This is a genomic window from Mycobacterium sp. 1245499.0 (assembly GCF_001673615.1).
Classification (GTDB): Bacteria; Actinomycetota; Actinomycetes; order Mycobacteriales; family Mycobacteriaceae; genus Mycobacterium; species Mycobacterium europaeum_A.
The window spans coordinates 1-20,749 of the sequence record NZ_LZMG01000230.1; the positions used below are offsets into that span (position 1 = coordinate 1).

The following is a 20,749-nucleotide window of genomic DNA, read 5'->3' on the forward strand; positions in this document are numbered from 1 at the left end:
CTGCCCGACGGCGCTTTGATGCGACGCGCGGCCTACGGGCTGGCCACCGAGATCATCGGCGAGTTAGCGGCGCGCACCGGCGGGGTAACCGGGCGACGTGTGTGCGCGGTCGTCGGCTCCGGAGACAACGGCGGAGACGCGTTGTGGGCGGCCACCTTCCTGTGCCGTCGCGGCGCGGCCGCCGACGCGATCCTGCTCAACCCGGAGCGCACCCACCGCAAAGGCCTGGCGGCGTTCCGAAAGGCCGGCGGTCGCGTCGTCGAAAGCGTCTCGCCGACAACCGATCTCGTCATCGACGGCGTGGTGGGCATCTCCGGCTCCGGAGCGCTGCGGCCCGCCGCGGCCGAGGTGTTCGCCGCCGTCAACGATGCCCGAATCCCGGTGATCGCCGTCGACATCCCCAGCGGCATCGACGCGGCGACCGGCGCGATCACCGGCCCCGCCGTGCGCGCCGTGCTGACCGTCACCTTCGGCGGCCTCAAACCCGTGCACGCGCTGGCTGATTGCGGGCGGGTCCGGCTGATCGACATCGGGCTGAGCCTGCCCGAGACCGACGTGCTGGGGTTCGAGGCCCCCGACGTGGCCGCCCGCTGGCCGGTGCCCGGGCCCCACGACGACAAGTACTCGCAGGGCGTCACCGGCGTGATGGCCGGCTCGTCGACCTATCCGGGCGCCGCCGTGCTGTGCACCGGCGCCGCCGTCGCCGCCACCTCCGGCATGGTCCGCTACGCCGGCAGCGCGCACCGCGAGGTGCTCGCGCACTGGCCGGAGGTGATTGCCTCGCCCACCCCCGCCTCGGCCGGCCGGGTGCAGTCCTGGGTCGTCGGCCCGGGACTGGGCACCGACGACGTCGGGGCCGCGGCGCTGTGGTTCGCGCTGGAAACCGACCTGCCGGTGATCGTGGATGCCGACGGGCTGACCATCCTGGCCGCGCACCCCGAGTTGGTGGCCAACCGCACCGCGCCGACGGTGCTGACCCCGCACGCGGGTGAATTCGCCCGGCTGGCGGGTAACCCGCCGGGGGATGACCGGGTGGGCGCGTGCCGCAAGCTGGCCGACGCGTTCGGCGCCACGGTGCTGCTCAAGGGCAACGTCACCGTCATCGCCGACCCGGGCGGCCCGGTCTACCTCAATCCGGCCGGGCAGTCCTGGGCGTCCACCGCCGGCTCCGGTGACGTGTTGTCCGGCATGATCGGCGCGCTGCTGGCCGCGGGCCTGCCGGCGGTCGAGGCGGCCGCCGCCGCGGCCTTCGTGCACGCGCGCGCGGCAGCGTGCTCGGCCGCCGACCCCGGCCCCGGCGAGGCCCCCACCTCGGCCTCGCGCATCGTGCCGCACATCCGAGCCGCCCTGGCCGCCCTATAGAGAGGATCTCGTCGTGCCCCAACACCCGTCCATGCCCGCCCACTCGATCGCGCCCGCCTACACCGGCCGCCTGTTCACCGCGCCGGTGCCGGCGCTGCGGATGCCCGACGAGTCGATGGATCCCGAGGCTGCCTACCGCTTCATCCACGACGAGCTGATGCTCGACGGCAGCTCCCGGCTCAACCTGGCCACCTTCGTGACGACCTGGATGGATCCCGAGGCCGGCAAGCTGATGGCCGAGACGTTCGACAAGAACATGATCGACAAGGACGAATACCCGGCGACCGCGGCCATCGAGCAGCGCTGCGTGTGCATGGTGGCCGACCTGTTCCACGCCGACGGGCTGCGCGACGACGACCCGTCCAGCGCCACCGGGGTGTCGACGATCGGTTCCAGCGAGGCCGTGATGCTCGGCGGTCTGGCGATGAAGTGGCGGTGGCGCGAGAAGGTGGGCCGGAAAAAAGGGGGGGACTGGAAGGGCCGCACCCCGAACCTGGTGATGGGCTCCAACGTCCAGGTGGTCTGGGAGAAGTTCTGCCGCTACTTCGACGTCGAACCGCGCTACCTGCCGATGGAGGAGGGGCGCTACGTCATCACCCCCGAGCAGGTCGTCGACGCCGTCGACGAGGACACCATCGGGGTGGTGGCGATCCTGGGCACCACCTACACCGGGGAGCTGGAACCCATCGCCGAGATCTGCGCGGCCCTGGACAAGCTGGCCGCCGGCGGGGGAGTCGACGTCCCCGTGCATGTCGACGCGGCCAGCGGCGGATTCGTCGTGCCGTTCCTGCACCCCGAGCTCAAGTGGGACTTCCGGCTGCCGCGGGTGGTGTCGATCAACGTCAGCGGCCACAAGTACGGGCTGACCTACCCCGGCGTCGGGTTCGTGGTGTGGCGCAGCAAGGAGTACCTGCCCGAGGACCTGGTGTTCCACGTCAACTACCTGGGCGGCGACATGCCGACCTTCACGCTGAACTTCTCCCGGCCCGGCAACCAGGTGGTCGGCCAGTACTACAACTTCCTGCGGCTGGGACGCGAGGGCTACACGCAGGTGATGCAGACGCTGTCGTCGACCGCACGCTGGCTGGGCGAGCAGCTGCGCACCGGCGAGCACTGTGAGCTGATCTCCGACGGTTCGGCGATCCCGGTGGTCAGCTTCCGGCTCGCCCGCGGGCTGGGCTACACCGAGTTCGACGTCTCCCACGAGCTGCGCGGCTACGGCTGGCAGGTGCCGGCCTACACCATGCCCGACAACGCCACCGACATCTCGGTGCTGCGCATCGTGGTGCGCGAGGGCCTGTCCGCCGACCTGGCCCGGGCCCTGCACGACGACGCCCGCACCGCGCTGGCCAGCCTCGACAAGCTCAAGCCGGGCGGGCACTACCGCGCCGAGCACTTCGCGCACTGACGGTTGGTCCGGAGGCGCCGAGCGCTCTGGGACAATGGCTGCCGTGTCCGCAACGCCGATATCCCTGACCCCGGGCGTCCTCGCCGAGGCCCTGGTGGACCTGGGCGCGATTGAGCACAACGTGCGGCTGCTGTGCGAGCAGGCCGGCGGCGCGCAGGTGATGGCGGTGGTCAAGGCCGACGGCTACGGCCACGGGGCCGCCCAGACGGCGCGCGCCGCGCTGGCCGCGGGGGCGGCCGAATTGGGCGTCGCCACCATCGCCGAGGCCCTGGCGCTGCGCGCGGACGGCATCACCGCGCCCGTGCTGGCCTGGTTGCACCCGCCCGGCATCGACTTCGGCCCCGCGCTGCTGGCCGACGTGCAGATCGCCGTGTCCTCGGAGCGCCAGCTCGACGACCTGGTGGACGCGGCGCGCCGCACCGGACGGACCGCGACCGTCACCGTCAAGGTGGACACCGGACTGAACCGCAATGGGGTGCCGCCCGCGCAATACCCCGCGCTGCTGACCGCGCTGCGCCGGGCCGTCGCCGAGGAGGCAGTCGTGCTGCGGGGCCTGATGTCGCACATGGTCTACGCCGATGAGCCCGCCAACCCCGTGAACAACCTTCAGGCCCAACGTTTCGCCGCCTTGCTGGCCCAGGCGCGCGATCAGGGCGTGCGGTTCGACGTGGCGCACCTGTCGAACTCGTCGGCCACCATGTCTCGTCCCGACCTGGCCTTCGACATGGTGCGCCCCGGCATCGCGATCTACGGGCTGAGCCCGGTGCCCGAGCGTGGCGACATGGGTCTGGTGCCGGCGATGACGGTGAAATGCTCTGTGGCGCTGGTGAAGTCGATCCGCGCGGGGGAGAGCGTGTCCTACGGCCACACCTGGACCGCGCAGCGCGACACCAACCTCGCGCTGCTGCCGGTCGGTTACGCCGACGGCATCTTCCGGTCGCTGGGCGGCCGGCTCGAGGTGTTGATCAACGGCAGCCGGCGCCCGGGCGTCGGGCGGATCTGCATGGACCAGTTCGTCGTCGACCTCGGCCCGGGGCGCATCGACGTGGCCGAAGGCGACGAGGCGATCCTGTTCGGGTCCGGCGCGAGCGGCGAGCCCACCGCGCAGGACTGGGCCGACCTGCTCGGCACCATCCACTACGAAGTCGTGACCAGCCCCCGCGGGCGGATCACCAGGACCTACCGCGAGGCGCGAACCGTTGAGTCCTGAGGAACCCCGCAGGCGCCGCAAGGGCAGGGCCTGGCTTGCGGGAGGCGCGGGGGTAACCGCCGTGGCCACCATCATCGGCGCCTCGGCCCGCCGGTCGATGACCCAGCGCGCCACGGTCGAAGACCCATATGCGAACGAGGATTTCAACCGGCTCGAGGACGACGCCGGCCTGGTGGTGACCACGCCCGACGGGATTCCGCTGGCGGTGCGCGATACCGGCCCGGCCGATGCGCCGTTGACGCTGGTCTTCGTCCATGGGTTCTGCCTGCAGATGGGCGCGTTTCATTTTCAGCGCACCCGGTTGCCCGAGCAGTTGGGCCCCGACGTCCGGATGGTGTTCTACGACCAGCGCGGCCACGGCAGGTCCGGCGAGGCCGACCCCGAGACCTACACGCTGACCCAACTCGGCAGGGACCTGCAAACCGTGCTGAACGTGGTGGCACCGCGCGGAATGATCGTGCTGGTGGGCCACTCGATGGGCGGCATGACGGTGTTGTCCCACGCCCGCCAGTTCCCCGAGCAATACGGACGCCGCATCGTGGGCGCCGCGCTGATTTCGTCCGCGGCCGAAGGGGTGTCCAGGTCACCGCTGGGCGAGATCCTGAAAAACCCTGCGCTGGAAGCGGTTCGGGTCGCCGCGCGGTCCGCGCCGAAGCTGATGCACAGGGGGCGCAACGTCTCCCGGTCGTTGATCGGCCCGGTGCTGCGGGCCGCCTCCTACAGCGACCTGCAGGTCAGCCGCAGCCTGGACGCGTTCTCGCAGCGGATGATGAACAGCACCCCGATCCCCACCATGGTCGGCTTTCTGGACGCGCTGGAAAAGCACGACGAGACCGCCGGGCTGTGGACGCTGCTGCGGGTCCCGACGCTGATCGCGTGCGGCGACCACGACCTGCTCACCCCCGATGAATATTCGCGCAAGATGGCCGCCAGCCTGCCGCAGTCCGAGCTGGTCATCGTCGTCGGCGCGAGCCACCTGGCGCTGCTGGACAAGCCCGACGCCATCAACGGCGGGCTGGTCCGACTGGTCCGGCGGGCCACCCCGGGCAAGGCGGCGCTGCGCATGCGGCGGATGCGAGAAAGGTTGCGGCGCCGTGGCTGAACTCGACGGCGGCACCGCGACCTGTGACCGGGTCGAGGACACCATGGCGCTGGGCTCGCGGCTGGCGCAACACCTGCGGGCGGGGGACGTGGTGGTGCTCTCGGGTCCGCTCGGGGCGGGAAAGACCGTGCTGGCCAAGGGGATTGCGGCGGCGATGGATGTCGACGGGCCGGTGACCTCGCCGTCCTACGTGCTGGCACGCGTGCATCCGCCGCGGCGCGCGGGCGCCCCGACCATGATTCACGTCGACATGTACCGGCTGCTCGACCACACCGACAATCAGGGCGCCGATCTGCTCGCCGAGCTCGATTCGCTGGACTTGGACAGCGATCTCGACGACGCTGTCGTGGTGGTGGAATGGGGCGAGGGCCTGGTCGAGCGGCTCGCCGAGCGGCATCTGGACATCCGGCTCGAGCGCGTCACCGGATCCGACGTGCGGATCGCGACCTGGCGGTGGGCCGACAACGCCGACAACGCCGACAACGGGGGCGAGTCATGACGATCGTCCTTGCCCTCGACACCTCGACCCCGGCGGTGACGGCCGGCCTGGTGCGGCGCGACGACCTGTGCGTGCTCGCCGAGCGGGTCACCGTCGACGCCCGGGCCCACGCCGAACGCCTCACCCCGAATGTCCTTGCTGCCCTGGCCGATTCGGGGCTGACGATGGCCGACCTGGGCGCCGTCGTGGTGGGCTGCGGACCGGGCCCGTTCACCGGCCTGCGCGCGGGCATGGCCACCGCCGCCGCCTACGGGCACGCACTCGGCATCCCCGTGCGCGGCGTGTGCAGCCTGGACGCGATCGGCGTGCGGACCACCGGGGACGCCTTGGTGGTGACCGACGCCCGCCGCCGCGAGGTCTATTGGGCCCGCTACCGCGACGGCGTGCGCACCCACGGCCCGGCCGTCAACGCGCCGGCCGACGTCGACCCGGGTGCCGCGGCGGCCGTCGCCGGCTCACCCGAACACGCCGCCCTGTTCGGCTTGCCGGTGGGTGAACCGAGCTGCCCGACACCGGCCGGACTGGTTGCGGCGGTGGCCGATTGGTCCGTCGACCCCGAGCCGCTGATGGCCCTGTACCTGCGTCGGCCCGACGCCAAACCGTTGGCCACGCGGCGATGACCGCCCACAGCGAGCCCGCGACCCTCGGCGGCCTGACCCGGGCCGACGCCCAGCGCTGCGCCGAGCTGGAGGCGCAGCTCTTCGACGGCGACGACCCGTGGCCCGCGGCGGCATTCCATCGCGAATTGGCCAGTGCCCACAACCATTACGTGGGCGCGCGGGTGGGCGAGACGCTGGTCGGCTACGCCGGCATCTCGCGATTGGGCCGCACCCCGCCCTACGAATACGAGGTGCACACCATTGGCGTGGATCCGGCGTACCAGGGCCGGGGCATCGGCCGCCGGCTGCTCGACGAGCTGCTGAGGTTCGCCGACGGCGGCGCGGTGTACCTGGAGGTCCGCACCGACAACCAGGCCGCCATCGGGCTGTACACCAGCGTCGGGTTCGAGCAGATCGGCCTGCGCCGCCGCTATTACCGGGTCAGCGGCGCGGACGCGTACACGATGCGGCGGGAGGCCCGATGACACACATCCTCGCGATCGAAACCTCGTGCGACGAAACGGGAGTCGGCATCGCCCGGCTGGACCCCGACGGCACCGTGACGCTGCTGGCCGACGAGGTGGCCTCCAGCGTCGACGAACACGTGCGGTTCGGCGGCGTGGTGCCCGAGATCGCCTCGCGCGCGCATCTGGAGGCGCTGGGACCGGCCATGCGCCGCGCGTTGTCGACCGCCGGGCTGGACAGGCCCGACGTCGTCGCGGCCACCATCGGGCCCGGGCTGGCCGGCGCCCTGCTGGTGGGAGTCGCTGCGGCCAAAGCCTATTCGGCGGCCTGGGGGGTGCCCTTCTATGCGGTGAACCACCTGGGCGGGCATCTGGCCGCCGACGTCTACGAGCACGGGCCGCTGCCCGAGTGCGTGGCGCTGCTGGTCTCCGGCGGCCACACCCACCTGCTGCACGTGCGTTCGCTCGGCGAGCCGATCGTCGAGCTGGGCAGCACCGTCGACGACGCCGCCGGCGAGGCCTACGACAAGGTGGCGAGGTTGCTGGGGCTCGGCTACCCGGGCGGCAGGGTGCTCGACGAGCTGGCCCGCACGGGTGATCGCGACGCGATCGCCTTCCCGCGCGGCATGACCGGGCCGCGTGACGACCCCTACGCGTTCAGCTTTTCCGGCCTCAAGACGGCCGTCGCGCGCTACCTGGAAAGCCACCCCGACGCGGTGAACGCCGACATCGCGGCCGGCTTTCAGGAGGCCGTCGCCGACGTGCTCACCAAAAAGGCCGTGCGCGCCGCCACCGGGCTGGGCGTGCGGACCCTGCTGATCGCCGGCGGGGTGGCCGCCAATTCTCGGCTGCGCGAGTTGGCGGAGCGGCGCTGCGCCGAGGCGGGCCTGACGCTGCGCATCCCCAGGCCCCGGCTGTGCACCGACAACGGGGCGATGATCGCGTCGTTCGCGGCGCATCTGGTCGCCGCGGGGGTGCCGCCGTCGGCGCTGGACGTGCCCAGCGACCCGGGGCTGCCCGTGGTGAAAGCGCAGGTGAGTTGATGTTCGCTGAGCGCGGACACGCCGACGCTGGAGAAGCAGCGGGGGGCCCTTGAGTGCTAGCACTCGCATGTATAGAGTGCTAGGTGGCAATCGGCCAAGCCCTGTGTCGGCACCCGCGACGACGGCGCTCGGGCGCGGACGAATGCCGAACACCTGATAACTCGGAAGGTGCGGGCTCAACCCGTGCCGGCCGTCAACTCCGGTCCGGGCGCGTCCCGGACCCGACCCAACAGTGGAGGCTCCAATCGTGGCGAAGGTGAATATCAAGCCACTCGAGGACAAGATTCTCGTGCAGGCCAACGAGGCCGAGACCACGACCGCGTCTGGTCTGGTCATTCCTGACACCGCCAAGGAGAAGCCGCAGGAAGGCACCGTCGTCGCAGTCGGCCCCGGCCGGTGGGACGAAGACGGCGCGAAGCGCATCCCGCTGGACGTCTCGGAAGGCGACACCGTCATCTACAGCAAGTACGGCGGCACCGAGATCAAGTACGGCGGCGAGGAGTACCTGATCCTGTCGGCACGCGACGTGCTGGCTGTCGTCTCCAAGTAAGAACCGTGTTCCGCCCCGGCGATCCCCGCGTCCCGCGCGGGTGATTTCCGGGGCGGCATGCGTTTGGGGCTAGTGGCGATCGCAAGCGCGGCGAAGCCGGGCGAAGCGGGTCGCCACCATTCAAACAAGGAGCCTGATGAGCAAGATCATTGAGTACGACGAGACCGCGCGTCGCGCCATCGAGGCGGGCGTGAACACGCTCGCCGACGCGGTACGGGTGACGCTCGGGCCGCGCGGCCGGCATGTGGTGCTGGCCAAGGCATTCGGTGGCCCGGCGGTCACCAACGACGGTGTGACCGTCGCGCGTGAGATCGACCTGGAAGACCCGTTCGAGAACCTGGGCGCCCAGCTGGTGAAGTCGGTGGCCACCAAGACCAACGACGTCGCCGGCGACGGCACCACGACGGCGACCGTGCTGGCGCAGGCGCTGGTCAAGGGCGGCCTGCGGCTGGTCGCGGCCGGCGCCAACCCCATCGAGTTGGGGGCGGGGATCAGCAAGGCCGCCGACGCGGTGTCCGAGGCGCTGCTGTCCGCGGCCACCCCGGTCTCCGGCAAGGACGCGATCGCGCAGGTGGCGACCGTGTCCTCGCGCGACCAGCTGCTGGGTGAGCTGGTCGGTGAGGCGATGACCAAGGTCGGCACCGACGGCGTGGTCAGCGTCGAAGAATCCTCGACGCTGAGCACCGAGCTCGAGTTCACCGAGGGCGTCGGTTTCGACAAGGGCTTCCTGTCGGCGTATTTCGTCACCGACTTCGACTCCCAGCAGGCCGTGCTGGACGACCCGGTGATCCTGTTGCACCAGGACAAGATCAGTTCGCTGCCCGACCTGCTGCCGATGCTGGAGAAGGTCGCCGAATCGGGCAAGCCGCTGTTGATCATCGCCGAGGACATCGAGGGCGAGGCGCTGGCCACCCTGGTCGTCAACTCCATCCGCAAGACGCTGAAGGCAGTCGCGGTCAAGGCGCCGTTCTTCGGCGACCGCCGCAAGGCGTTCCTGGAGGACCTGGCGATCGTGACCGGCGGCCAGGTGATCAACCCGGACGCGGGCCTGTTGCTGCGCGAGGTCGGCACGGACGTGCTGGGCTCGGCCCGCCGCGTGGTGGTCAGCAAGGACGACACCGTCATCGTCGACGGCGGCGGCACCAAGGATGCGGTGGCAAACCGCATCAAGCAGCTGCGCGCCGAGATTGAGGCGAGCGACTCCGACTGGGACCGCGAGAAGCTGCAGGAGCGGCTGGCCAAGCTGGCCGGCGGTGTGGCGGTGATCCAGGTGGGAGCGGCCACCGAGACGGCGCTCAAGGAACGCAAGGAAAGCGTCGAGGACGCCGTCGCGGCCGCGAAAGCCGCTGTCGAGGAAGGCATTGTCGCCGGTGGCGGCTCGGCGCTGCTGCAGACCCGCAAGGCGCTGGAGACGCTGCGCGCATCGCTGAGCGGCGACCAGGCACTGGGTGTCGGCGTCTTCTCCGAGGCGCTGGCGGCGCCGCTGTACTGGATCGCCACCAACGCCGGGCTCGACGGCGCGGTCGCGGTGCACAAGGTGACCGAGCTGCCCAACGGCCACGGCCTGAACGCGGACAAGCTGACCTACGGCGACCTGATCGCCGACGGCGTCATCGACCCGGTCAAGGTCACCCGCTCGGCGGTGCTCAATGCCGCGTCGGTGGCCCGGATGGTCCTGACCACCGAGACGGCGGTCGTCGACAAGCCGGCCGAGGAGGCCGACGACCATGGCCACGGTCATCACCACCACCACTGAGTGAACGACGACAAGCGCCCCCGGTTGCATGGCCGGGGGCGCTTGTTTGTTAGCTGACCGCGCCCACGAGCCGCGGTTGAGCGTCTACGGTCGCGGCATGGACCGCATCTGGCAGTGGGCGTGGGATCGGTATAAGGCGAGATACTCGTGGGCGATTGGCGCGGTCCTCTACGCCCTGACCCTGCCGATCTTCCTTCTTCCGTCGTTCTGTGTTGTCGCTCTGGAAGGATCTGGCCACTACGTCGAGACCGTCACCGTGAACATTGTCGCCGGGTTGGTGCTGGTGTACATGCTCGTGCTTCCTGGCCGGGGCGGCAGTGGTGTCGTGGACCGTTGGGCGGCCGGCCGGGATGTTGATCGGGCGCGGGCATTGCACTCCACCTACAGGTGGGGCCGGCGGACAATTGCCCGAGCCGTGGTGGTCACCGCTGTCTGGGCTGCCCTGCTCTTGGTCGTCGTGGCTGGGATCGCCGGGGCGTCGGGGTGGCGGCTGGTCCAATACGGGATCATGGGCGCCGCAATGGGAACGGGCATCCAGCTCATCGGTGTGCACAGCTTCGTGGAAGCGGCGCTGCGGCCGGCCAGGTCTGCTATCGCTGATAGCACTGCAATCGGCGACTCCCTGCCTCGGTCTCATCCGAGCTTTGCGGCGTGGGTGAACGTCTCCATGCTCGGCGTCGCGTTCACGTTCGCCCTCTCAAGTGCGCTGCTGGCGGTGGTTTTCGAGCGAGCTGGACGTTTCCGCTGCTTTACCTCCTGATCGCGGCCGGGATGATCCTCTGCTTCGCGGTACCTATCACCGTCGCCGCGGTGTTCGCGCCTTCGCTGCGGCCGATTCGCGACCTGGCCGAAGGGACGAAACGGGTTGCGGCGGGCGACTACAGCCGGCGCCTGCCAGTGGTTCAGGACGACGACCTTGGCGCGTTGGCCGCGTCGTTCAACCGCATGCAGGCGGGATTGGCTGAGCGGCAACGACTTCAGGGCGCGTTCGGGACCTATGTCGACCCGGCTCTAGCCGCGCGACTGCTCGAGCAAGGTGACGACGTCTTCACCGGCGAGCGCCGCGAGGTGACAGTGATGTTCGTCGACGTCCGCGATTTCACCCCGTTCGCCGAGGCCAACACTGCCGAGGACACCGTCGCCCGGCTCAATGCTTTGTTCGAGATCGTGGTGCCTGCGGTGGTCGATGCCGGTGGCCATGTCAACAAGTTCCTCGGCGACGGCGCGCTGGCCGTCTTCAACGCCCCTAACGATCTTGCCGATCATGCCGACGCGGCGGCGAGCGCGGCGTTGCGCATTCAGCACTTGGTAGCCGAACGATTCGGCGGAGCAGTGCGGGTCGGCATCGGGATCAACACCGGTGCGGTGATCGCCGGAACCATCGGCGGCGGAGGCAAACTCGAATTCACGCTCATCGGTGACGCCGTGAACGTCGCCGCCCGCGTCGAACAGCTCACGAAAACCACCGGGGACGCGATCCTGTTGACCCAGCAGACCGTCGACGCCTTGGCTTCTCGACCGGCCGGACTCGTCGACCGGGGATCCCACGAATTGAAAGGCAAGTCAGCCGCGGTCAACGTCTTCGGGCTCGATACAGCGGTTCGTCGCGTCGAGTGAAGGCGGTGGTGCCGCGCACTACTTCACCGAAATCCCGCCGTCCACCGGCAACGTGACTCCGGTGATATAGCGGCCCGAGCGGCCACAGAGGTAGACCATCGCCTCGCTCACATCCGCGGCTTCGATGAGCTCTACCGGCAGCGGCGCCTGCAACGCGGATGCACCTTCGGGATGCTCGGCCATCAATTGGGCAAAAGGTTCGTTGACGATCATCGGCGTCGCGACCCCGGTCGGATGCACCGTGTTGACGCGAATGTTTTTCTCCGCCAGGGAGGTTGCGTAGTACCTCATCAGGCCGACAACGCCGTGTTTTGCTGCGTGGTAGCCGGCCAAGCCGTGGCTGCGGCTACTGAACGTCGGGCAAAGGCTGTTCAACCCAGCGGTCGAGCTCGTGATCACGATGGCCCCGCCCTCGCCATGGTCGAGCATCCCGGGCAGGGCCGCCTCGACCGTGTAGTACACGCCGTTGAGCATCACACTGACCGAATCGACGAAGGCAGCGATGTCATGGCGCTGTTCGCCGACCCCCGGCAGGATCCCGGCGTTGGCGAGTACGAAATCGATTCTGCCGAACTCGGCCAGGCCGTTGGCGACCGCGGTTCGTAGCACCTGGAAATCGCGGACGTCGCCCTGCGCTGCGACGATCCGGCGGCCGGTCTTTTCGACCAGGTTGACGGTCTCGTCGAGATCCTCTGGGGTGGTCATCGGGTAGGCGACACTGTCGATCTGACCGCAGAGATCGACGGCGATGATGTCGGCACCCTCCTCGGCGAACCGCACCGCATGCGACCGACCTTGCCCACGGGCGGCGCCGGTGATGAACGCGACCTTCCCATCGAATTGCTTCGACATGACGCTCTCCCTTCGGTTGTGAGCCGAGTATCCGCCGAGCGGCTCGGGTTTGATCGGGTAATCGATTACTCGCTTTTGCTCATGCTCGGCGGCATCTCGGCGTTTACTTTCGCGGCATGGACCGCATCTGGCAGTGGGCGTGGGATCGGCACGGCGCGAGGTATACGTGGGTGGCCTTCGCGATCACCGTCGTCCTGGGGGCGCCGACCTTCCTCGGATGGTCGTTTGTCGTTGTCGCGTTCCAGAAGTCGGATCACTACGTCGAGGCGGCCGCGGTCACCCTGGTCGGCATGCTGGTGCTGCAGTATCTGGTGGTACTTCCCGGCCTAGGCCGCCTGCGCCTTGCCGAGCGGTGGGCGGCCGGCCGCGAGGTCGACGCGGCCAGGGCGCTGGAGCAGACCTATGTCTTCGCGCGCGGGTGCGCCGCCCGGGCCGTGGGTGTCACCGCGGTCTGGGCCGCGCTGCTGTTCGGCGGTGTCGGTGTGATCGCCGGGGCGAGCGGGTCGCGGCTGGTGCAGTTCGCGGTGCTGGGCGCCGTCATCGGAGGCGTCGCCCAGCTGGCCTCCGTGCACAGCTACGTGGAAGGGGCGCTGCGGCCGGTGCGGGCCGCCATCACCGGTGACAGCGGGATCGGTGATTCCCTGCCGCGCTCTCGGCCGACCTTCGCCGCCTGGGCGAACGTGTCCATGCTGTCGGTCGCGTTCACGAACGCCGTCACCGCCGCGATAGTCGCGATCGTGTTCGCCCGCGTCGTCGATGCGCCCCTGCTGGCCATCGGGATCGGGAGCGTGCTATTGATCGGCTTCACCATGCCGGTCAGCGTCGGCGCCATCTTCGCACCGTCCCTTCGACCCATTCGCGACCTCGCCGAGGGAACCGAACGCGTTGCCGCCGGCGACTACAGCCGGCGCCTGCCGGTGGTCCAGGACGACGACCTCGGGGCGCTGGCGGCGTCGTTCAATCGCATGCAGGCGGGTTTGGCTGAGCGGCAACGACTTCAGGGCGCGTTCGGGACCTACGTCGACCCCATTCTGGCGGCCCGGTTATTGCAGCAGGGCGACGATGTCTTCACCGGGGAGCGCCGCGACGTGACGGTGATGTTCGTCGACGTCCGCGATTTCACCCCGTTCGCCGAGGCCAACACTGCCGAGGACACCGTCGCCCGGCTCAATGCTTTGTTCGAGATCGTCGTGCCCGCTGTGGTTGGGTCCGGCGGGCACGTGAATAAATTCCTCGGTGATGGCGCGCTGGCAGTGTTCGGTGCCCCCAACGATCTGGCCGACCATGCCGATGCGGCGGTGAATACCGCTGTGCTGATTCAGCGCCGCGTGGCCGAGCGATTCGAAGGGGAGCTTCGCATCGGCATCGGGATCAATACCGGCAAGGTGATCGCCGGAACCATCGGCGGCGGAGGCAAACTCGAATTCACGCTCATCGGCGACGCCGTGAACGTCGCCGCCCGCGTCGAACAGCTCACCAAAACCACCGGGGACGCGATCCTGCTGACCCAGCAGACCGTCGACGCGCTGCGGTCCCAGCCAATGGGACTGACGGACAGGGGTTTTCACGCCCTGAAGGGAAAGTCGGCCGAGCTGCAGGTGTTCGGCATCGGCCCCGCGTCGGTGACGACGTCGTAGACGGTGTCGATGCCGTAGTCTGCACTCGTATTCCACACTCCACGAGGAGTCCCGCCCATGACGCAAGTGCTGCAGACCGAGGTGTGTGTTGCCGGCGGCGGTCCCGCCGGGATGGTTCATGCTCTGCTGCTCGCCCGGGCCGGAATCCGGGTCGTGGTCTTGGAGAAGCACAACGACTTCCTGCGCGACTTCCGCGGCGACACCGTGCACCCGTCCACCCTGCGGATCATGGACGAGCTGGGGTTCATCGACGAGTTCCTGCGGCTACCGCACACCAAGATCGACCGGGTCGCCTTCGACACCGACGGCTCCATTCGCACCTTCGGCAATTTCAAGGTGCTCAAGCGGCTCGGTTTCCGGCAGCCCTATATCGCCATGATGCCGCAGTGGGACTTCCTCGACTTCCTCGCCGAAAAGGCTTCTGCCTACCCCGAATTCACCTTGCTTCGCAATGCCGAGGTCACCGACGTCATGGTCGAAGGCGACCGGGTGGCCGGGGTGCGCACGCCGGACCTCGAGGTGCGCGCCCAGCTGGTGATCGCCGCGGATGGACGCAAGTCCGCGGTGCGCGCCGCGGCGGGGCTGCAGACCGCAGCGGCGCACTCGCCGATGGATGTGCTGTGGTTCCGGCTGAAATGGCGCCCCGGCGACCCCCAGGAACTGTTCGCGGTGCTGCGCAAGGGTCTGATGATGGCGATGATCTACCGGGGCGATTACTGGCAGATCGCCTATTTGATGCCGAAGGGATCAAACCCGCGGGAGGGATCCCTCGAGGAGTTCAAGGAGCGGATCGCGACCGCGCAACCGCGGCTGCGAGAGCACGTCAACGACCTGAGTTCGTGGGACGACACCAGCGAACTCGACGTGCGGGTGGATCGGCTCGAGACGTGGTGGCGAACGGGCCTGCTGTGCATCGGCGACGCGGCGCACGCCATGTCGCCGGCCGGCGGGGTCGGCATCAACCTCGCGGTGGCCGACGCGGTGGCCGCGGCCAACGTCCTGTGCGCCCCGCTGCGCGAGGGCCGGGTGACCGACGAAGACCTCGCGAGAGTGCAGCGGCGGCGCGAGCTACCCACCCGGATCGTCCAGGCTTTTCAGGTGTTCATGCAGGACAGGGCGATCGCGCCCAACTTGAGCGGTGACCTGTCCCCGATTCGCGTCCCCAAGATCGTGGGTATGGGTCCGCTGCAAGCGATTCCGCCGATTTTCGTCGGACGTGGTTTTCGTCCCGAGCATGTCCGCACGCCGGATGTGCACTCCCGGTAGCGCCGTCAGAGCCCGGCGATGACGATGACGACGCCGACCACGATGCACGGCGCCAGGGAGACCAGCAGGACGCTGACCAACTTCTCCTTTGCCGCCGAGGCCTCGTGGTCGCCGGTCGCGATCGGCGCGAGCCTGCCGCCGGCGCCCCATGCCGCCGCGAGCAGCGTCGCCAACCAGTTCGCGTAGGCGGCGTAGACGACGAGGGCCGCCGCCGTGATTGCCCACGCCTCGGGCAGGTGGACGTGCGGCCAGAGCAGGCCCAGCAACACGAGGAACATGCCGTTGAGGACCCCCTCGAGGTGACTCGACAGCGCCATGCGCCGGTTTTTCAACACGGGCAGGGGCAATCCGGTGAACAGTCCGAGCAGGAACAAGACCAGCCCGAGGGTGAACAGCAGCGTCTGCATGTCAGCACACTAGGGGCGTTTGGCGGCGCCTGCGGTCGATTGCGGGCGAAGCGAGTACCCGCGACGCGGTCGGCGACGAAGATGGCCCCCATGGGTAGGCCGATATTTTCTGTCACTCCCGGCTATGGCGACCACCAGCTTCGGGAGTTCCACTATGCGCAGGCCGTTCGCTACGGGGACCGGGTGGAGACGGCCGGGCAGGGAGGGTGGGACGAGCACTGGCGCTATCCGGAGTCGGCGCGCGACGAGATCATTGCGGCTTTCGACAACGTCGAACGAACGTTGTCGACGGCGGGAGCCTCCTGGCGCGACGTGGTGCACGTGCACTCCTATCACGTCCCCGGAGCGGATGGCCGGATCGGGTCCGAGCACCTGGACACCATGGTCGAACAGTTTCGCCGGCGGATGGGCGAGCACGCGCCCCTGTGGACATGCATCGGCGTCGCCGCGCTGGCGAGTCCGAAGATGCGCGTCGAGATCCAAGTCACCGCGGTCGTCTGAGCCGTGACTAACGCGGTGCGGTGAGTCCGGCCGGCACGGAGGCGCCGAGATACGCCAGCAACGTGGCCAGCTTGTGATCCAATTCGATTCCTACCGTGGTGATTTGGGGTGTGTTGAAGCTGCTGAACCGCGTGCTGGGTTGGTCAACGGTAAACCATGCGGTGCCGTCGGCGTCCTCCACAATGGCAGTGCGCAACGGCGCATAGAGCAGAACGGCCGGGTTGTACCGGTACATCTTCTGCGCGATCGTGTGATTGCCCATCAGGTACTCGACGCACCGGCCGCGGTCGCCGGCCAGCCGCATCAGCGACGTGAAATCGTGTGACCAATAGAGAATGAAGCCGTGCGGCGCGTTCTGGGCGGTGGCCTCTAGAACGGTCTGCCAGTCGGCTTCTCGTTCGATGAGGGAGTCGAATATCTCACTCTGGAAAGCGGGCACCGCTTGCTCGTAGCGATTCTTGAACCCGTCGAACGTGTCGTCGATCTGGATCGTCAACCGGTCGACCTGATGTGAGGCCGTCTCGATCGATCCGTGCAGTGATTTGGTCATGGTGTTTCCTCGTTACAGTTGTTTATCGAAATACGTTGGAAGGCAGCGCTTGTCAGGACGCAATTCCCAGTTCGGCAAGCCTGGTCCGGTTCTGCTCGAGCCATTCGCGCTCGTGGCCGGACGCGGGGATGAACAAGCCGGCATCCATGACATTCGTGGGATCGACTTCGGCGATCGAGATCCATAGGTCGGCCTCGGGCTGGCCCGAGTTACGCGTCCAGATCTGCGCGAGCTGACGCAGCATTGCCTGCCGAGTCATGAGGTCACGTCCGTGGCGGTTGAAGCCGAGAATCAACGACTGCGTTGCCGGTTTGCCGGCCGTGAAGCAGTCGCCCTCGGGGAGTTCGTGAAAAAGCACTTTGACCCACGACGCCAACGCTCCGGTGGCGTCGCAGTACATGGTGGTCATCTCCTCGGCGATCTTGGCTTTCGCGGACCGGGTCAATAGGCCCTTCGGGCTGTAGCACTGGTAGACGGGCATGGCGTTCCTTTCGTGGTGCGGAGCGGGGCTCCGGCGAACAGAGATACTATGTCGTGCGACATACTTACAACTATTGCCGAGAGTACTGCGCTATCCAGGCGCCTGCAAGGAGCTATGTATGATGGACGACATGCCAAGGAAGAGTGACAGCAAGGCGCGGATGACCGCCGCCGCGCGGCGCTTGTTCCGCGAACACGGTTATCTCGGCACTGCCCTGTCGGACGTAGTCACCGAGAGCGCCGCCCCGCGCGGGTCGATCTACTTTCACTTCCCGGGCGGGAAGGAAGAACTCGCCAGCGAGGTCACCCTTCTGCACGCTTCCGACCGCATCGCAGACATCAACCGCGCGGCGGCCAGCACCCGCACCGCGGCTGAACTGATCGCGGCGTTTATCGGGCGCGAACGCGATGAACTGGTGTCAAGCAACTACCGCGAGGGGTGCGCGGTCGCTCCCATCGTCATCGAGTCGACGCCCGCGTCCGACCAACTCAGCGATGTGACGCGGCGAGCCTTCCAGGATCTGATCACCACGCTCGCCGCCCGGCTCACCGAGAAAGGCCTGAGCCACGACAGGGCCGTGCAGCTGGCAACGAGTGTGTGGATCAATGTGGAGGGCGCGCTCATCCTCGGCCGCGCCCTGCGTAGTCCCGAGCCATTCGACACAGCGATCACCCAACTGACCGCAGTCGCCGATACCGACTAGGCGACGCGAAACACCCCCGGTCCCTTGCGGATCGGGGGTGTTCCCTTTCGTGGTGGCTCGAGCGTCAGCGCCCGGGAGGATAGGTGGGCGGTGTCGTGACGGTCGTGGTCGGTGTCGACGTCAGGGTCGGGCTGCTGGTGACCGTGACGGTGCTGGTGCTCGTACTGGTGGATGCCGGCGGCACCACGGTGGTGGTGGTGCTGGTCGTCACGCTGGTGGTCGACGAGGTTGTGGTGGTCGACGACGCCGCAATCACACCGCAGGCCAGCCGCTTGCCGGATTCACCCGTCGGGGCGGTGCTGCCCAGATTGTCCGCGGTCTGGTGGATGATCAGCGCGGTGCCCGCACTGTTTCTCAGGTCAGCGGAGGTGAACGCGTTGCTGGTGGTGACCAGTTTGGCCGAACCGTCGGAGCGCACCTGCAAGGCGGTCAGGTCGCCGCTGGCCGGGTAACTCGTGTGATTGGCCGCCTGGTAAACGCTTCCGGCGGAGTCGAAGTCCCCGCTCGAGCCGCCGCTCGGCGCAGCCGAATTGGCCTCGCACTTGCCCACCGCGTGGATCTGCAGCCCGTGGAAACCGGGGCTGAGCACCTGGTTGGGTCCGGCTTCCACGGTCACCGTCGCATAGCCGTTGGCGAATTCGAACGTGGCGTTGGCCACCGGACTGCCGTCGGCGGTCTTCAGCTGGGTGGTCAGCCGCTCCGCGCCGGGGGTCGAGCTGGTCAACGGTGACGTATTGGGCTGGCTGCCTTGCTGGTTCGAGCACGCGGCTAGCGAGGCCACGGTCGCGGTGAACGCCGCGACCGCAAAGCATGCGGCCTTGTTCATTTGCGGTGCCTACCCACATTGGCCCGCGTCGAAACGGCCTACTCCGCGGGTTTGCGCACCTCGCTGGCCAGGTCGCGGTAGTCCCAAACCAGGTCGACCACCTCTTGCGCGGCCCGCCCCGCCGCGCCGGCGATCAAACCCACGATGCGGCCGAGGTGGGTCGCCGTCGTGTTCACGGCCTCAAAGACGTTGTTAATAGCGCGATCTGCCGCGGTGTCGGCCATCTGCGTTCCCCTCCGTTAGGCGTCCCCGGCGACCAAGCCTACCGGCCCAGCGACCTCGGCAGGGCCCTGCGGCCGCGGACTAGTTGTCGAGGGGGTTCGATGCGGCCGGGTGGTGCGCCCGAACATCCGCGTCGCGCGTGTCCTCGCTCGAATCCATTGGGGCGGGCGCAAATCGCGCGCGCCGTGCGGGACTTAGGCCGACCGGCGGATGGTGCGCCCCCGGCCGATGTCGCCCTTGAGCAGCAGGTCGCGCTCGGACTCGGACAGGCCGCCCCAAACCCCGTAGGGCTCACCGACTTCGAGGGCGTGCGACCGGCACTCCTGGATGACCGGGCACTGCCGGCACATTTCCTTCGCGCGCTGCTCGCGCTGCATGCGGGCCCGGCCACGTTCACCGTCGGGGTGGAAGAACATCGACGAGTCAACGCCGCGGCATAAGCCCTGCAGTTGCCAATTCCAGATGTCGGCGTTGGGTCCAGGTAGCTGCTCCGGCTGTGGCATTGGTTCGTTCCCTCTCTGCACCGCCCGCTCGAGGTCAGGTTCGTGAAAGCGGTTGGGTGCAACTTAAATTAAGTGGAGTGGAGTCACCGATGACTACCCGTCATGCGTAGACGTTAGGGGCGGCGGTGAATTTCCGTCAATAGCCACTTAGCCCGGCAAAGTATGTGCCCGTTGGAGCAGAATTAACTTTGCGTTCATCTCGATTGAAATTGCGAAACCTATGCCGTGCTATCAGGCGGTTGGCCGAAACGAGATTGCCCAGCTCAGCGCGTGGTAGGGGGATAAGGCGAATTTATCCATGGGCTATAGTGATTAACGGTTCGGTAACATGAAGACCACAAACTGTTTACTACATCATTGTGATTGAAACTCGTCACACTTCCGTGATTGGGCGGCGGCTGGCCGACGCCGCCTTCGGGGACCGCCCCGCCGACTGGCCGCTGCCGTCGGCGACGACGCCGGAGGAACTGTGGCTGCGCGCCGTGGCGGCCGGGGGCCAGGGGCGCTACGGCGCCGCCTACCGCGACCTCGCGGTGCTGCGGCGCATCGCGCCCACCGGGCGGCTGGCGTCGCTGGGCAGGAGCACGCAGGGGTCGTTTTCGCGCCAGCTCGGTTGGCATGGTGCGGCGCGGGGCTGGGACGGGCGCGCCCTGGCGCTGGCCGGCGGCGACCCCGAGGCGTGCGCCGACGCGCTTATCGGGCTGGCCGCCGACGCGCTGGGCGTCGGGCGCTTCGCGGCCGCGGCGACGCTGCTGGCGCGCACCGATCCGCTGCTTGCGTCGCCGAATTCCGAAGCGGCGGTGCCCGATCGGCTGCCGGTGCGCCGACGATGGGTGGCCGCCGAACTGGCGATGGCCCGCGGTGAAGGCGACGCCGCCGTCCGCCACGCCGGCGAAGGCGTGGAGCTGGCGGCGGCCATGACCGTCGCATCGCCGCGCCACCGGGTCAAAAGCGAGGTGGTGCTGGCCGCCGCGCTGTGCTGCGCGGGCAACCTCGAGCGTGCCCGGGCGGTCGCGGACGCCGCGCTGACGGATGCGGGCCGGTTAGGGCTGCTGCCACTGCGTTGGGCGCTGGCTTGCTTGCTGATCGATATCGGAAGCGTCACGTTTGTGGCACACCAGCTGCACGAAATCCGCGATGTCTGCGCAGGCCAGGTGCGGCGCGCCGGTGGGACGTGGCGTTCCGCTTGAA

The 20,749-nt window shown here is 68.5% G+C and carries 22 protein-coding genes and 1 pseudogene; 16 read left to right on the forward strand and 7 right to left on the reverse strand.

Annotated features, from left to right (window positions below; translation table 11 throughout):
* The 11 genes and pseudogenes from A5646_RS12855 to A5646_RS12905 form a co-directional block, all read left to right on the forward strand.
* A partial coding sequence (locus A5646_RS12855) for a bifunctional ADP-dependent NAD(P)H-hydrate dehydratase/NAD(P)H-hydrate epimerase (protein WP_067021990.1) occupies window positions 1–1,362 on the forward strand: 1,362 nt, incomplete at its 5' end.
* 31 nt (window positions 1,363–1,393) lie between these two features.
* Complete coding sequence (locus tag A5646_RS12860) at window positions 1,394–2,770, forward strand: glutamate decarboxylase (protein WP_156753043.1); 1,377 nt, start codon at window positions 1,394–1,396, stop codon at window positions 2,768–2,770.
* Between the two features lie 43 nt (window positions 2,771–2,813).
* Window positions 2,814–3,980, forward strand: a complete 1,167-nt coding sequence (gene alr / locus A5646_RS12865) for an alanine racemase (RefSeq protein WP_067022016.1) — start codon at window positions 2,814–2,816, stop codon at window positions 3,978–3,980.
* The gene (locus A5646_RS12870) at window positions 3,970–5,082 is read left to right on the forward strand and encodes an alpha/beta fold hydrolase (protein ID WP_067021992.1); all 1,113 of its coding nucleotides are present in this window, start codon (window positions 3,970–3,972) and stop codon (window positions 5,080–5,082) included. The genes alr and A5646_RS12870 overlap by 11 nt, the downstream gene beginning before the upstream one ends.
* On the forward strand, window positions 5,075–5,581 hold the full coding sequence (gene tsaE / locus A5646_RS12875; RefSeq protein ID WP_156765595.1) for a tRNA (adenosine(37)-N6)-threonylcarbamoyltransferase complex ATPase subunit type 1 TsaE: 507 nt from the start codon (window positions 5,075–5,077) through the stop codon (window positions 5,579–5,581). Before A5646_RS12870 ends, tsaE begins: the two co-directional genes overlap by 8 nt.
* Window positions 5,578–6,201, forward strand: coding sequence for a tRNA (adenosine(37)-N6)-threonylcarbamoyltransferase complex dimerization subunit type 1 TsaB (gene tsaB / locus A5646_RS12880; protein WP_067021994.1), 624 nt, complete (start codon window positions 5,578–5,580; stop codon window positions 6,199–6,201). Before tsaE ends, tsaB begins: the two co-directional genes overlap by 4 nt.
* On the forward strand, window positions 6,198–6,665 hold the full coding sequence (gene rimI, locus A5646_RS12885; RefSeq protein WP_067021997.1) for a ribosomal protein S18-alanine N-acetyltransferase: 468 nt from the start codon (window positions 6,198–6,200) through the stop codon (window positions 6,663–6,665). The genes tsaB and rimI overlap by 4 nt, the downstream gene beginning before the upstream one ends.
* Window positions 6,662–7,687: a tRNA (adenosine(37)-N6)-threonylcarbamoyltransferase complex transferase subunit TsaD gene (gene tsaD / locus A5646_RS12890; RefSeq protein ID WP_067022000.1), complete on the forward strand. Its 1,026-nt coding sequence runs from the start codon at window positions 6,662–6,664 to the stop codon at window positions 7,685–7,687. Before rimI ends, tsaD begins: the two co-directional genes overlap by 4 nt.
* A 247-nt stretch (window positions 7,688–7,934) precedes the next feature.
* Window positions 7,935–8,237, forward strand: coding sequence for a co-chaperone GroES (gene groES / locus A5646_RS12895; protein ID WP_064950356.1), 303 nt, complete (start codon window positions 7,935–7,937; stop codon window positions 8,235–8,237).
* Between the two features lie 136 nt (window positions 8,238–8,373).
* The gene (gene groL / locus A5646_RS12900; RefSeq protein ID WP_066866337.1) at window positions 8,374–9,993 is read left to right on the forward strand and encodes a chaperonin GroEL; all 1,620 of its coding nucleotides are present in this window, start codon (window positions 8,374–8,376) and stop codon (window positions 9,991–9,993) included.
* Between the two features lie 97 nt (window positions 9,994–10,090).
* Window positions 10,091–11,610: pseudogene (locus A5646_RS12905) on the forward strand (adenylate/guanylate cyclase domain-containing protein).
* Between the two features lie 18 nt (window positions 11,611–11,628).
* Here A5646_RS12905 and A5646_RS12910 read toward each other — a convergent pair.
* Window positions 11,629–12,462, reverse strand: coding sequence for a mycofactocin-coupled SDR family oxidoreductase (locus A5646_RS12910; protein WP_066866341.1), 834 nt, complete (start codon window positions 12,460–12,462; stop codon window positions 11,629–11,631).
* 116 nt (window positions 12,463–12,578) lie between these two features.
* On the opposite strand from A5646_RS12910, the gene A5646_RS12915 reads away from it, so the two are divergent.
* Both A5646_RS12915 and A5646_RS12920 read left to right on the forward strand, forming a co-directional pair.
* Complete coding sequence (locus A5646_RS12915; RefSeq protein ID WP_067022002.1) at window positions 12,579–14,099, forward strand: adenylate/guanylate cyclase domain-containing protein; 1,521 nt, start codon at window positions 12,579–12,581, stop codon at window positions 14,097–14,099.
* Window positions 14,100–14,156: 57 nt separating this feature from the next.
* The gene (locus A5646_RS12920; RefSeq protein ID WP_082976171.1) at window positions 14,157–15,365 is read left to right on the forward strand and encodes an FAD-dependent oxidoreductase; all 1,209 of its coding nucleotides are present in this window, start codon (window positions 14,157–14,159) and stop codon (window positions 15,363–15,365) included.
* A gap of 5 nt (window positions 15,366–15,370) precedes the next feature.
* On the opposite strand, the gene A5646_RS12925 is transcribed toward A5646_RS12920, so the two are convergent.
* On the reverse strand, window positions 15,371–15,772 hold the full coding sequence (locus A5646_RS12925) for a hydrogenase (RefSeq protein WP_066866853.1): 402 nt from the start codon (window positions 15,770–15,772) through the stop codon (window positions 15,371–15,373).
* Window positions 15,773–15,862: 90 nt separating this feature from the next.
* On the opposite strand from A5646_RS12925, the gene A5646_RS12930 reads away from it, so the two are divergent.
* Window positions 15,863–16,273, forward strand: a complete 411-nt coding sequence (locus A5646_RS12930; RefSeq protein ID WP_066881095.1) for a Rid family hydrolase — start codon at window positions 15,863–15,865, stop codon at window positions 16,271–16,273.
* A 7-nt stretch (window positions 16,274–16,280) separates the two neighbouring features.
* Here A5646_RS12930 and A5646_RS12935 read toward each other — a convergent pair whose 3' ends face one another.
* Both A5646_RS12935 and A5646_RS12940 read right to left on the reverse strand, forming a co-directional pair.
* Window positions 16,281–16,823: a DUF302 domain-containing protein gene (locus A5646_RS12935; RefSeq protein WP_067022004.1), complete on the reverse strand. Its 543-nt coding sequence runs from the start codon at window positions 16,821–16,823 to the stop codon at window positions 16,281–16,283.
* Between the two features lie 52 nt (window positions 16,824–16,875).
* Window positions 16,876–17,304 (reverse strand): tautomerase family protein, encoded by a 429-nt coding sequence (locus tag A5646_RS12940; protein WP_067022006.1) that lies wholly within the window; start codon window positions 17,302–17,304, stop codon window positions 16,876–16,878.
* A 118-nt stretch (window positions 17,305–17,422) separates the two neighbouring features.
* Between A5646_RS12940 and A5646_RS12945 the strand changes: the two genes are divergently transcribed.
* The gene (locus A5646_RS12945) at window positions 17,423–18,007 is read left to right on the forward strand and encodes a TetR/AcrR family transcriptional regulator (RefSeq protein ID WP_231998312.1); all 585 of its coding nucleotides are present in this window, start codon (window positions 17,423–17,425) and stop codon (window positions 18,005–18,007) included.
* Window positions 18,008–18,071: 64 nt separating this feature from the next.
* On the opposite strand, the gene A5646_RS12950 is transcribed toward A5646_RS12945, so the two are convergent.
* The 3 genes from A5646_RS12950 to A5646_RS12960 form a co-directional block, all read right to left on the reverse strand.
* On the reverse strand, window positions 18,072–18,833 hold the full coding sequence (locus A5646_RS12950; RefSeq protein WP_067022008.1) for a superoxide dismutase family protein: 762 nt from the start codon (window positions 18,831–18,833) through the stop codon (window positions 18,072–18,074).
* 38 nt (window positions 18,834–18,871) lie between these two features.
* Window positions 18,872–19,057, reverse strand: coding sequence for a hypothetical protein (locus tag A5646_RS12955; RefSeq protein WP_066866864.1), 186 nt, complete (start codon window positions 19,055–19,057; stop codon window positions 18,872–18,874).
* Between the two features lie 192 nt (window positions 19,058–19,249).
* A complete protein-coding gene (locus A5646_RS12960) occupies window positions 19,250–19,558 on the reverse strand; it encodes a WhiB family transcriptional regulator (protein ID WP_064883744.1) in 309 nt (102 codons plus the stop codon).
* Between the two features lie 359 nt (window positions 19,559–19,917).
* Between A5646_RS12960 and A5646_RS12965 the strand changes: the two genes are divergently transcribed.
* Window positions 19,918–20,748 (forward strand): hypothetical protein, encoded by an 831-nt coding sequence (locus A5646_RS12965; RefSeq protein WP_067022010.1) that lies wholly within the window; start codon window positions 19,918–19,920, stop codon window positions 20,746–20,748.
* The last annotated feature ends 1 nt before the right edge of the window (window position 20,749 follow it).